8 protein-coding genes are annotated in these 12,488 nt (G+C 68.5%); 6 read left to right on the top strand and 2 right to left on the bottom strand.

Annotated elements, in window-relative coordinates; translation table 11 throughout:
* Nucleotides 1-24: 24 nt before the first annotated feature.
* The 6 genes from ACSQ1W_RS00635 to ACSQ1W_RS00610 all read left to right on the top strand — a co-directional run bounded on the left by ACSQ1W_RS00635 (nt 25) and on the right by ACSQ1W_RS00610 (nt 6,237).
* Nucleotides 25-1,161, top strand: coding sequence for a threonine dehydratase (locus ACSQ1W_RS00635; RefSeq protein WP_436046034.1), 1,137 nt, complete (start codon nt 25-27; stop codon nt 1,159-1,161).
* On the top strand, nt 1,158-2,708 hold the full coding sequence (locus ACSQ1W_RS00630) for a 2-isopropylmalate synthase (RefSeq protein ID WP_436041263.1): 1,551 nt from the start codon (nt 1,158-1,160) through the stop codon (nt 2,706-2,708). Before ACSQ1W_RS00635 ends, ACSQ1W_RS00630 begins: the two co-directional genes overlap by 4 nt.
* A gap of 42 nt (nt 2,709-2,750) precedes the next feature.
* Nucleotides 2,751-4,172: a 3-isopropylmalate dehydratase large subunit gene (gene leuC / locus ACSQ1W_RS00625; protein WP_436041262.1), complete on the top strand. Its 1,422-nt coding sequence runs from the start codon at nt 2,751-2,753 to the stop codon at nt 4,170-4,172.
* Nucleotides 4,172-4,753, top strand: coding sequence for a 3-isopropylmalate dehydratase small subunit (gene leuD, locus ACSQ1W_RS00620; protein ID WP_192270806.1), 582 nt, complete (start codon nt 4,172-4,174; stop codon nt 4,751-4,753). Before leuC ends, leuD begins: the two co-directional genes overlap by 1 nt.
* On the top strand, nt 4,743-5,831 hold the full coding sequence (gene leuB, locus ACSQ1W_RS00615) for a 3-isopropylmalate dehydrogenase (protein WP_436041261.1): 1,089 nt from the start codon (nt 4,743-4,745) through the stop codon (nt 5,829-5,831). Before leuD ends, leuB begins: the two co-directional genes overlap by 11 nt.
* Nucleotides 5,832-5,904: 73 nt before the next feature.
* On the top strand, nt 5,905-6,237 hold the full coding sequence (locus ACSQ1W_RS00610; RefSeq protein WP_436041260.1) for a hypothetical protein: 333 nt from the start codon (nt 5,905-5,907) through the stop codon (nt 6,235-6,237).
* 28 nt (nt 6,238-6,265) lie between these two features.
* On the opposite strand, the gene ACSQ1W_RS00605 is transcribed toward ACSQ1W_RS00610, so the two are convergent.
* Both ACSQ1W_RS00605 and ACSQ1W_RS00600 read right to left on the bottom strand, forming a co-directional pair.
* Nucleotides 6,266-9,232 (bottom strand): two-component regulator propeller domain-containing protein, encoded by a 2,967-nt coding sequence (locus ACSQ1W_RS00605; protein WP_436041259.1) that lies wholly within the window; start codon nt 9,230-9,232, stop codon nt 6,266-6,268.
* A gap of 84 nt (nt 9,233-9,316) precedes the next feature.
* Nucleotides 9,317-12,487, bottom strand: coding sequence for an efflux RND transporter permease subunit (locus tag ACSQ1W_RS00600; RefSeq protein ID WP_436041258.1), 3,171 nt, complete (start codon nt 12,485-12,487; stop codon nt 9,317-9,319).
* Between the last annotated feature and the right edge of the window lies 1 nt (nt 12,488).

The following is a 12,488-nucleotide window of genomic DNA, read 5'->3' as shown; positions in this document are numbered from 1 at the left end:
GAGATCAGCCGTTCGCGTGCCGCGATGCCTGATGCCGGCCGCGCCTCCGCCATCAACGAGCCCGACGTAGGCGACGTCGTCGTCACCGTGGCCGACGTGCTGGCGGCGCAGGCGCGGCTGCGTCGTTATCTGCCGCCGACGCCGTTGCACCACGCCGAGCGCTTCGGCGTGATGCTGAAGCTGGAAAACCTGCAGCGCACCGGATCGTACAAGGTCCGCGGCGCACTGAACGCCCTGCTGGCGGCGCGTGAGCGCGGCGACCATCGCCCGGTCATCGCGGCTTCCGCCGGCAACCACGCGCAGGGCCTGGCCTGGGCCGCCTACCGCCTGGGCGTGCAAGCCATCACGGTGATGCCGCATGGTGCGCCGGAGACGAAGATCGCCGGTGTTGCCCACTGGGGCGCCACGGTGCGCCAGCACGGCAACAGCTACGACGAGGCGTTCGCCTTCGCGAAGGAACTGGCCGAACAGAACGGCTACCGTTTCCTGTCCGCCTTCGACGATCCGGACGTGATCGCAGGCCAGGGCACCGTCGGCATCGAGATCGCCCCGCACGCGCCGGACGTGGTGATCGTGCCGATCGGCGGCGGCGGCCTGGCCTCCGGCGTCGCGCTGGCGCTGAAGTCGCAAGGTGTCCGCGTGGTCGGCGCCCAGGTGGAAGGCGTCGATTCGATGATCCGCGCGATGAAGGGCGACGTCTCGCCCGTCGATCCCGTCGCGTCGCTGGCCGATGGCGTGCGCGTGAAGGTGCCCGGTTTCATCACCCGCCGCCTGTGCACGCAACTGCTGGACGACGTGGTCACCGTGCGCGAGGCCGAACTGCGCGAAACGCTGGTGCGGCTGGCGCTGGAAGAGAACCTGATCGCCGAGGGCGCGGGCGCACTGGCGCTGGCCGCCGGCCGCCGCGTGGCGGGCAAGCGCAAGTGCGCGGTGGTGTCAGGCGGTAACATTGACGCCACCGTCCTGGCGCAGCTGCTGTCCGACGTGCGCCCCCGGCCGCCGCGCAAGCCGCGCAGGCGCGCCGCCGAGGGCGAGCCTGCGCTTGCCACCGGCCGCGGCAGTACGCGCGCGGCCACCCCGAAATCCCCCATCAAGACCGGCGCGCGCCGTATCGCGGTCGCCGCCCCGGAAACAGAAGTACACGAGGAATCCATCTGGTGAACACGACCATTCCCACCCCCGCGCAGATCCGAATTTTCGACACCACGCTGCGCGATGGCGAACAGTCCCCCGGCTGCAGCATGACGCCGCAGCAGAAGCTGGTGATGGCCCGCGGCCTCGCCGACCTGGGCGTGGACATCATCGAGACCGGCTTCCCGGCCAGCTCGCAGTCCGACCGCGAAGCGCACGCGCTGATCGCCCGCGACCTGCGCGACACCACGCTGGCGGTGCTGTCGCGCTGCCTGCCCGGCGACATCGAGACCTCGCTGCGCACGCTGTCGGCCTCCGCGAAGCCGCGCCTGCACCTGTTCTTGTCGACCAGCCCGCTGCACCGCGAGCACAAGCTGCGCATGAGCCGCGAGCAGGTGCTGCAGTCGATCGACACGCACGTGCGGTTGGCGCGCGGCCATGTCGACGAGATCGAGTTTTCGGCCGAAGACGCGACCCGCACCGAAGAGGACTTCCTGCACCAGGCCATCGCCACGGCCATCGCCGCCGGGGCCACCACCATCAACCTGCCGGACACCGTCGGCTTCACCACGCCCGAGGAGATCCGCGCCATGTTCGAACGCGCGATCGCCAAGGTACCAGGTGCGGACAAGGTGGTGTTCAGCGCGCACTGCCACAACGACCTGGGCCTGGCCGTCGCCAACTCGCTGGCCGCGATCGAGGGTGGCGCACGACAGGTCGAAGGTTCGATCAACGGCATCGGCGAGCGTGCGGGCAATTGCGCCATCGAAGAGCTGGTGATGGCGTTGAAGGTACGCAATGCCTTCTACAACCTGGATACGCGCATCGATACGCGCCGCATCGTACCGACGTCGCAGCTGCTGTCGCGCCTGGTCGGCATGCCGGTGCAGCGCAACAAGGCCATCGTCGGCGCCAACGCCTTCGCGCACGAATCCGGCATCCACCAGCACGGCATGCTGCGCCACCGCGGCACTTACGAAATCATGCAGCCGCAGGACGTGGGCTGGCCGTCGTCGCAGATGGTGCTGGGCCGCCACAGCGGTCGCGCCGCCGTCGAGCAGCGCCTCCGCGCGTTGGGCTACTGGCTGGAAGAGGACGAGTTGAAACTGGTGTTCGAGCAGTTCAAGGCCCTGTGCGAGAAGCAGCGCGTGGTCGGCGACGCCGACCTGCAGGAACTGATGCAGGACGCCGCGGTGAGCGACGGCTACCGCCTGGCGTCGATGACCATCAGCGACGTCGGCAGCCGCGCGAACGCACTGGTCGAGCTGTCCGATCCCGACGGCAACCGCGTCTCCGAGACCGCGCAGGGCAACGGCCCGGTCGATGCGCTGTTCAGTGCACTGGCCGCCGCTACCGGCGTGCAGCTGCAACTGGAGAGCTACCAGGTGCACAGCGTGGGCATCGGCGCCGACGCGCGCGGCGAAGCCAGCCTGTCGGTGCGCTGCGACGGCGAGGAATACGAAGGCACCGGCACCAGCAAGGACATCATCGAGGCCAGCGCGCTGGCTTGGCTGGACGTGGCCAACCGCCTGCTGCGTCAGCGCCGCATCGAACAACAGGAAGCGGCCGCGGCTTGAGCCGCGTGCCACATCCCTTTCCCACGCAGCTCCGGATTCCGCATGACCGCGCCACGCACCCTGTTCGACAAACTGTGGGATGCCCACGTCGTCGTCCCCGAGACCGACACCGCTCCCGCCGTGCTGTATATCGACCTGCACCTGATCCACGAGGTCACTTCGCCGCAGGCCTTCACCGAGCTCGTCGCGCGCGGGCTGTCGCCACGCCGCCCGGACCGCACCAAGGCGACGATGGACCACTCCACGCCGACCCTGCCCGCCGGTCCCGACGGCAAGCTGCCGTACTACACCCAGGCTGCGGAAACGCAGGTCGAGACGCTGGCGCGCAACTGCGCCGCGCACGGCATCGAGCTGTTCGACATGGCCTCGCCGAACCGCGGCATCGTCCACGTCATCGCACCGGAACAGGGCTTCACCCTGCCCGGCATGACCATCGTGTGCGGCGACAGCCACACCAGCACGCATGGCGCGTTCGGTTCGCTGGCGTTCGGCATCGGCACCAGCGAGGTCGGCCACGTGCTCGCCACGCAGTGCCTGCTGCAGCGCAAGCCGAAGACCATGGCGATCACCGTCGACGGTGCGGTCGCGCCGGGCGTCGGCGCCAAGGACATCGTGCTGCACGTGATCGGGGTGATCGGCGTGAACGGCGGCACCGGCCATGTCATCGAGTTCCGGGGCAGCGCCATCGAGGCGCTCGACATGGAGCAGCGCATGACCCTGTGCAACATGTCGATCGAAGCCGGCGCACGCGCCGGCATGGTGGCGCCCGACCAGACCACGTTCGACTGGGTCGCCAACACGCCACGCGGACCGAAAGGCGAGGCCTTCGAAACTGCCATCGCCTACTGGAAGACCCTGCGCAGCGAGGACGGCGCGACATTCGACGCCGAGGTACGCATCGATGCCGCCGACATCCGCCCGACGCTGACCTGGGGCACGCATCCTGGCACCGCGATCGCGGTGGACGCACCGATTCCGGCGCCGGCCGATGCCGCCGCGCAGAAGGGTCTGGACTACATGCACCTGAGCGCCGGCCACACGCTGGAAGGCACCCCGGTCGACGTGGTGTTCGTCGGTTCCTGCACCAACGGCCGCCTGCGCGACATGCGCGAAGTAGCGCAGGTGCTGCGCGGCCGCAAGGTCGCCGCCGGCGTGCGCATGCTGGTGGTGCCGGGCTCGGAGATCGTCAAACGCGAGGCCGAAGCCGAAGGCATCGACCAGGTCGTGCGCGACGCCGGTGCCGAGTGGCGCGAGCCGGGCTGCTCGATGTGCATCGCGATGAACGGCGATCTGGTGGCGCCGGGCCAGTTGGCCGTCAGTACCAGCAATCGCAATTTCGAGGGTCGCCAGGGCCCCGGTGCGCGCACGCTGCTCGCCTCGCCGCTCACGGCGGCATGGGCGGCGGTGAACGGACGCGTCAGCGATCCGCGCGACCTGTTCGATACACAGAAGGCGGTGGCGTGATGGCCGGGTTCAACGAAGTGCGCTCGAAGAGCGTGGTGCTGGCGCAGACCAACATCGACACCGACCAGATCATCCCCGCGCGTTTCCTGTCCACGACCGAACGCGCCGGCCTGGGCAAGAACGCGTTCAACGACTGGCGCTGGCAGGCCGACGGCGCGCCGAACCCGGCGTTCCCGTTCAACCAGCCGGAGAACGCCGGCCGCAAGATCCTGTTGGCCGGCCGCAACTTCGGCTGCGGCTCCTCCCGCGAGCACGCGCCGTGGGCGCTGACCGATCTGGGCCTGCGCGCCATCGTCAGCAGCGAGATCGCCGACATCTTCCGCAACAACAGCCTGAAGAACGGGCTGGTGCCCGTCGTGCTGCCGGAAGAGGCGGTGCAGTCGCTGATGCAGCGGCCGGACGACGAACTGGTCGTCGACGTCGCTGCCAAGGAACTGCGCACGCCGGGCGGCGCCGTCTTCTCCTTCCCGCTCGACGCCTTCGCGCAGACCTGCCTGTTGCAGGGCGTCGACGAACTGGGCTACCTGCTGGCCCGCCACACCGACATCGAACGCTACGAGGCCACCCGCCATGCACGCTGATATCGCCGTACTGCCCGGGGACGGCATCGGTCCCGAAGTCACCGCCGCCGCCGTCACCGTGCTGCGCACCCTGGCACGCCGCCACGGCCACACCTTCGATTTCCACGAGTACGACATCGGCGGCATCGCCATCGACCGGCACGGCGAACCGCTGCCGCAAGCCACGCTGCAGGGCTGCCAGCAGGCGAACGCGGTGCTGCTGGGCGCGGTGGGTGGCCCGAAGTGGTCGGACCCTAACGCGAAAGTGCGTCCGGAACAGGGCCTGCTGGCGCTGCGCAAGGGCCTGGGCCTGTTCGCCAATCTGCGCCCGGTGCGCCCGCATCCTGCCGCGCTGAACGCGTCGCCGATCAAGCCGCACCTGCTGACCGGCGTGGACATCGTGGTCGTGCGCGAACTCACCGGCGGCATCTACTTCGGCGAGAAGACCCGCGATGCGCGCGGCGCCAGCGACCTGTGCAGCTACAGCGTGACCGAGATCGAACGCGTGGTACGCAGCGCGTTCAAGCTGGCGCGCCAACGCCGCAGCCAGCTGGTATCGGTAGACAAGGCCAACGTGCTGGAAACCTCGCGCCTGTGGCGCGATGTCGCCACGCGCATTGGCCGCGAGGAGTTCCTCGACGTCGCGCTGGAGCACCAGCTGGTCGACTCGATGGCGATGCACCTGCTGGCCAAGCCGCGCGAGTACGACGTCATCGTCACCGAGAACATGTTCGGCGACATCCTGACCGACGAAGCCTCAATGCTGGCAGGCTCGCTGGGCCTGCTGCCGTCGGCCTCGCTGGGCGACGGCAAGGTCGGCCTGTACGAACCGATCCACGGCTCGGCGCCGGACATCGCCGGCAAGGGTGTCGCCAATCCCTACGCGACCATCCTCAGCTGCGCGCTGCTGCTGCGTCATTCGCTGGGCCTGCACGAAGAAGCGGACTGCATCGAGCGCGCCGTCGATGGCGCCCTCAACGCGCAGGTGTTCACCAACGATCTGGCGACCGCCGGCCGCGGCGTGTCCACGCAGGTCGCGACGCAGGCCGTGCTGGAGCAGATGCAGGCACGCTGCTACGTGGCCGAACTGCGCGATTGAACGGCGCGTGACCTGATCGCGGCATCCCCTGCGTTGACTCGGATGCAGGGGATGCACGCACAGGACAGGCACGATGCCCACGACGCAGATCGAGAAGTACCGCGTCATCTATTCCGCCAACACGTTCCGCCGCCGCATCGGCCTGATGGCCGGCGGCGCCTACATCGGCCAGCTGGTGTTCCATGCCAACGGCGCGGCGCTGCCCGCCGATGGCCTCAACGGCACGCAGCCGCAGCTGAACTACCATCTGGACGACTTCCAGAACTGCATCGACCTGCTGCGCAACGAGAAGCCGGTCTATCTGCTCTACAGCGGCAGCGGTGGCGGCTTCGAGAATGCGCTGACGACCGATCCCGAAACCGTGGGCGAAGGCGAAGGCAACGGGCTGCGTTTCGCGGTTCGCTGACGGCGCACCGTCGCCGGCGGACGACGGCTCACCCCGATACCAGTCGATTGCGCCCCTGCTGCTTGGCCTTGTACAGGCGCTCGTCGGCGACCCGCAGCAGGTCGCGCACGTCCTGACCTGCCTCAAGCTCCGCCACGCCGATGCTGACCGTGCAATGCAGGACGCCGCCATCGGGCGCAGCGATGCTGGCTTGTGCGATGCCCTCGCGCAGCCGTTCCAGGCGCGCGCGCGCCGTCGACCACGGCAACTGCTGGCAAACGAGGAACTCCTCGCCGCCGTAGCGCGCGATCAAGACATCCTCGTGGCCGCCTGCCTGCTGCTCCGCCAGCGCGGCGATCTGCGACAGCACCTCGTCGCCGAAGGCATGGCCATGGCGGTCATTGACGGCCTTGAAGTGGTCGATGTCGATCAGCGCGACGGACAGCGGACGTCCTTCACGGCGGCTGACCTCCAGGGCCTCGGCGAGGAACGCGTCGCCCGCTCGGCGGTTGGCGAGCCCCGTCAGTGGATCGTGGCGCGCCTGGTGGGCGAGCTGCTCGAGCAGGCGCGCGTTCGCAGCGCCCGCCTGTTCGAGTTGCCCGTTCTTCTCGCTCAGCTCCGACGTGCGCGCGTCCACCAGTGCTTCCAGCCGGCGCTGGCGGTGCCGCTGGCGACGCATCGCCAGCAGCAGCAGGCCCCAACCGAGCAGCAACAGCAGGATGGCGTACGCGGCGACCGCCCACGCCCGCAGCCACCAGGGCGATGCCTTGTCCAGTTCCACCGCCTGCGTTACCGCCTCGTCAGGCTTGCTCCAGTCCGCTGGTGCGTTCATCACCTGGACTTCGAAGCGGAGTTTTCCCGAGGGCAGGTTGGTGTAGACCGCGTCGTGTGCGATGCCGTTGTCGGTCTCGATCCAGTAACGGTCGAAGCCGACCATCCGGTAGCGGTACCGCAAGCGCTCGGGCGCGCGCTGGTTCAGGCCAGTGAACCGGATCACCACGCGCCGTGTGTCCGCCGACAGCGCATGGCGTTCCTGCGGCGGCAGCACCCGGCCATCCGCCTCCACCGATTCCACCACCAGCGTGATGCCTTGCGCGCGCTGCCGACGCGCATCGTCGGGATCGATCACGCCGATGCCGTTCGCCGTGGCGAACCACAGCTTGCCGTCGCGCATCGGCCATCCCGCGGGCGAGGTCGCGCCATTGGCCTGGCTGCTCGGCAGGCCGTCGGCATGGGTGAACGCTTCCACCGGCAACCGCGCCAGGTGGCGGTTCTCCATGGCGGTCAGCGCGGCGCGCGAGATGCGGAACACGCCGCGGTTGCTCGACGTCCAGAAGTCGCCGTTGTCGTCCTCCAGCAGCCGGAACAGGCGGTTGTTCGGCAGGCCCTGGCGATGGTCGAACTGGATGAATCGGTCGTCGTGCCAGTGCAGCAGTCCGCGATCGGACGCGATCCACAGGCTGCCGTCAGGGTCGGCGAGGAAATCGAACGCGGCGACCGCCGGAAAATCGGACATCGGCAACCAGGTCCGCACCGTGCCGTCGCGACGCATCATCGCCATGCCGTTGCTGGTGCCGATCCACAGCACGCCCTGCGCCGTTTCGTACAGCATGTAGACGTTGCCGTCCGGCAGTCCGTCTTCCACGCCGAAATTGCGCACGATGCGGCCGTCGCGATAGACGCTTACGCCTTCGTTGCTGCCGATCCACAACGAACCGTCCGCGCGCTCGAGCAGGGCGCGCACGTGATTGGAAGGCAGGCCATCCGTTTCGTCGATGCGCCACGGCCGGAACTGCCCGTCGGCGCCCGCCACGGGCAGATGGATGACGCCCTGGTCGTAGGTGCCGATCCAGAGCCCCCCATCGCGCGCATTCGCCATCGACAGGACGGAGGGATCGGCCTTGCCATCGAAGGCCAGCGGCACGGCGCGGGCCTGCCCGGCCTGCCAGACGTCCACGCCCATCGGATGGCCGATCCACACGCCCTGCCCGGGCCGCTCGATGATCGCGCGCACGTAGATGTCGCGCAGGCCGCTGCTGCGCGCCAGTCCGAACACCGGTCCGTCGGAAATGCGGTACAGCCCGTTGGTGGTGCCGACCCACAGCAGCCCGTCCCGATCCTCGAACAGCGACGGTGCCAGCCGCCCCATCAACCCGTTGCGCTCACCCAGGGTTTCGTGCCGCCCTTGCGCGTAGCGGCGCAGGCCATCGAGCGTGGAGATCCACAGATTGCCATGGCGGTCTTCGAGCATGGCCTCGGCGCGCTCGCTGGTGATCTGCTCGGCGCGGCCGTATTCCAGCCGCCACGCGCCGGCGCTGCCGCCGACCAAGATGCCGCCCCAGCGTGAAGCCTGGATCGCCAGCACCGAGGTCTCCGGCAGTCCCGTCTCGCGGCCCCATTCGCTGGCACGGCCGCCTTCGATCCGGAACAGCCCGTGCCGGTTGCCGACCAGCGCCTTCCCATCCGGCAGGGGCAGGATCGCCAGCACGCGTTCGTTGGCAAGCCGCGCATGGGTGGTGCCGATATCCTGGAGCTCGCCATCGCGTCCCAGCCGGAACAGGGTGTGGTCGGTGCCGATCCACAAGGCACCGTCCGGCCCGTAACGCAGCACCGACACGTCCGCCAGCGTCCCGGCCTTGCCTGGCAGGCGCTGCCAGCGGCCTTCATGGAAGCGCAGCACGCCCGGTCCGACGCGGCCCAAACTCAGCACCATGCCGCCCTGCGGATGCGGCGTGATGGCGCGTACGCCTTCGATTTCCACCCCCGGCACCGTGCCGGCATCGTAGGGCGTGAAACGGCGGCCATCGAAACGCGCCGCGCCCTCCCAGGTGCCTGCCCAGAGGTAACCGTCGGCGTCCTGGCTGATGGTGTGCACCAGGTTGTGCGGCAGCCCGTCTTCCATCGTCCAGCGCGCGATGGTGTATTCGTCCACCTTGCGTGCAGGGTCCAGCGCCCACGCGGGCGCGCCGACGAGCAGGACCAGCAGGCACAGGCTGGTGGTGAACAGGCGGCGCACGGCGGGCACGGAGTCCGGAGGGCTACGACCCCCCAAGTATCGGCGGTGAAGGGGGGGTTCTTGAACCCCCTGCCGCACGATGAACTATGACGCGGTGCGCTCTTCGGGCCTGACCTTGAACCATGCCGCGTACAGCGCCGGCAGGAAGAACAGCGTCAGCGCGGTCGCGACCGTCAGGCCACCCATGATGGCCACCGCCATCGGGCCGAAGAAGGCGCTGCGCGAGAGCGGGATCATCGCCAGCACCGCTGCCAGTGCCGTCAGCACGATGGGACGGAAGCGCCGCACGGTCGCATCGATGATCGCGTGCCAGCGGTCGTGGCCTGCGAGGATGTCCTGATCGATCTGGTCCACCAGGATCACCGAGTTGCGCATGATCATGCCTGCCAGCGCGATGGTGCCGAGCATCGCGACGAAACCGAACGGAACACGGAACACCAGCAGCGCGAGCGTCACGCCGATCAGGCCCAGCGGCGCGGTCAGCAGCACCAGCGCCATCCTGGAGAAGCTGCGCAATTGCAGCATCAGCAGCGTGGTCACCGCGAGCAGGAACAACGGCATGCCGGCGGCGATGGACTTCTGTCCGCGCCCCGAATCCTCGACCGTGCCACCGGTCTCCAGCAGGTAGCCCTGTGGCAGCGTGGCGCGGATCCCGTCCAGCGTCGGCGAGATCTGCGCCACCACCGTCGGTGCGGTCACCGCGTCGCTGTTGAGGTCGGCGCGCACGGTGACGGTCGGCAGGCGGTCGCGGTGCCAGATGATGCCGTCCTCGAAGGCGTATTCCAGGTTGGCGATCTGCGACAGCGGCACGCTGCCGCCATGGCTGGTCGGCACTGCCAGGCTGCCCAGCAGGTCGAGCCGCGTGCGTTCCTCTTCCGGTCCGCGCAGCAGGATCTCGACCAGCTCGTTGCCTTCGCGGTAGGTGCTGACGCTCAGGCCCGACAGCGAACCGGACAGGAAGTGCGACACCTGCGCGGTGCTGACGCCGAGCGCGCGCGCCCGATCCTGGTCGATCTGCAACCGCACGATCTTGCTCGGCTCGCTCCAGTCCAGGTTGACGTTGGTGACGTGCGGGTTGGCGCGCACCTTCTCGGCCATCTGCCGCGCGATCGCCTGCACGCGGTCGACGTGCTCGCCCGAGACGCGGAACTGGATCGGATAGCCGACCGGCGGGCCGTTCTCCAGCCGGGTCACGCGGAACTGCAGTTCGGGGAACTGTGGCGCGACCTCGTCGATCAGCCAGCGGCGCGTGGCTTCGCGCGCTTCGATGTCGTTCGTCAGTACCACGAACTGCGAGAAGTTCGCCTGCGGCAACTGCTGGTCAAGCGGCAGATAGAAGCGCGGAGAGCCGGTACCGACATAGGCCACGTAGTTCTGCACGCCCTCGCGCTTGGCCAGCAGGGCCTCCAGCTTCTTCGCCTGCGCATCGGTCGACTTCAGCGAGCTGCCTTCGGCCAGTTCCAGGTCGACCATCAGTTCGGGACGCACCGAGTCCGGGAAGAACTGCTGCGGCACGAAGCGAAACAGCGCGATCGACGCGACGAACGCCGCCACCGTCACGCCGATCACCAGCCAACGATGGCGCAGGCAGAAGGCCAGCCAGCCACGGAAGCGCTGGTAGAACGGCGTGTGATAGGGGTTGTGGTCGTGGGCGTCATGCGCCTTGGGCGCCAGCATGCCGGCGTACTGCGGCCAGCGATCGGCGAGTCCTGCACGGAACCCATGCCAGCGCGCGGCGAGCGAACCCGGCTTCGGCGGCTGCGGGTTGCCCAGGTCCGGCAGCATCTTGTCGCCCAGGTAGGGGATGAACAGCACCGCCGCGACCCACGACACCACCAGCGCGATGGTCACCACCTGGAACAGCGAGCGCGTGTATTCGCCGGTACTGGAGGCGGCGGTCGCGATCGGCAGGAAGCCGGCCGCGGTGACCAGCGTGCCGGTGAGCATCGGGAACGCCGTCGACTCGTAGGCGAAGCTCGCCGCCTTCAGCCGGTCGAAGCCCTGCTCCATCTTGATGGCCATCATCTCCACCGCGATGATCGCGTCGTCGACCAGCAGACCCAGCGCCAGCACCAGCGCGCCCAGCGAGATCTTGTGCAGGCCGATGCCGAAGTAGTGCATCACTGCGAACGTCATCGCCAGCACCAGCGGGATCGACACCGCTACCACCAGGCCGGTGCGCATGCCCAGCGAGAAGAAGCTCACCAGCAGCACGATGACCACGGCTTCGGCGAGCACCCGCACGAACTCGCCCACCGAGTCCTCGACCGCTGCCGGCTGGTCGGACACCTTGCGCAGCTCCATGCCCAGCGGCAGCGTCTTTTGCAGGCGCTTGAACTCGCTTTCCAGCGTCCCGCCCAGCTTGAGGATGTCGCCGCCGTCCTTCATCGCGACCGCGATGCCGATGCCGGGCTGGCCCATGAAGCGCATCCGCGGCGCCGCCGGATCGGCGAAGCCGCGCTTGATCTCGGCGATGTCGCCCAGCTTGACGGTGCGGTCGCCGGCGCGGATCGGGAACTCGCGGATCTCGTCGACCGAGCCGAACTCGCCGCTGACGCGCAACTGCACGCGATCGCTGGGCGTCTCGAAGAAGCCCGCCGGCGTCATCGCGTTCTGTTCTTCCAGCGCCTGCTGCACCGCGCTCAGCGGAATGCCCAGCGTGGCCAGCTTGGTGTTGGAGAGCTCGACCCAGATCTTCTCGTCCTGCAGGCCGACCAGTTCGACCTTGCCGACATCGTCCACCCGCTGCAGCTCCAGCTGGATGCGGTCGGCGTAGTCCTTCATCACCGCGTAGTCGAACCCTTCGCCGGTCAACGCATAGATGTTGCCGAAGGTGTCGCCGAATTCGTCGTTGAAGAACGGGCCGATCACACCACTGGGCAGCGTGGCGCGCACGTCGCCGACCTTCTTGCGCACCTGGTACCACAACTCGGGCACGTCCTTGGACTTCATGGAGTCGCGCGCCATGAAGATCACCTGCGACTCGCCAGGACGCGAGTACGAGCGGATGAATTCGTACTCGCCCGTCGTCATCAGCGCCTTCTCGATGCGCTCGGTGACCTGCTGCGAGACTTCTTCGGCGGTCGCGCCCGGCCACACCGTGCGCACCACCATCGCCTTGAAGGTGAAGGGAGGGTCCTCGGACTGGCCCAGATGCTTGTACGACCACGCGCCGATGATGCCCAGCAGGATCATCATGAACAGCACGAGGCTGCGGTTGGTCAGCGCCCACTCGGAAAGGTTGAAGCGGCGCATG

This window comes from Pseudoxanthomonas sp. LjRoot143, from assembly GCF_964252945.1.
Classification (GTDB): Bacteria; Pseudomonadota; Gammaproteobacteria; order Xanthomonadales; family Xanthomonadaceae; genus Pseudoxanthomonas_A.
The sequence above is the reverse complement of the archived record's forward strand: the minus strand, read 5'-3'. Positions and strand labels throughout refer to the sequence as shown.

Excerpts from the sequence above, each read along its gene's own strand:
- leuB (WP_436041261.1), top strand. The coding sequence starts at position 4,743 with ATGCACGCTGATATCGCCGTACTGCCCGGGGACGGCATCGGTCCCGAA.
- ACSQ1W_RS00600 (WP_436041258.1), bottom strand. The coding sequence starts at position 12,487 with ATGCGCCGCTTCAACCTTTCCGAGTGGGCGCTGACCAACCGCAGCCTC.
- leuD (WP_192270806.1), top strand. The coding sequence starts at position 4,172 with ATGGCCGGGTTCAACGAAGTGCGCTCGAAGAGCGTGGTGCTGGCGCAG.
- leuC (WP_436041262.1), top strand. The coding sequence starts at position 2,751 with ATGACCGCGCCACGCACCCTGTTCGACAAACTGTGGGATGCCCACGTC.
- ACSQ1W_RS00635 (WP_436046034.1), top strand. The coding sequence starts at position 25 with ATGCCTGATGCCGGCCGCGCCTCCGCCATCAACGAGCCCGACGTAGGC.
- ACSQ1W_RS00610 (WP_436041260.1), top strand. The coding sequence starts at position 5,905 with ATGCCCACGACGCAGATCGAGAAGTACCGCGTCATCTATTCCGCCAAC.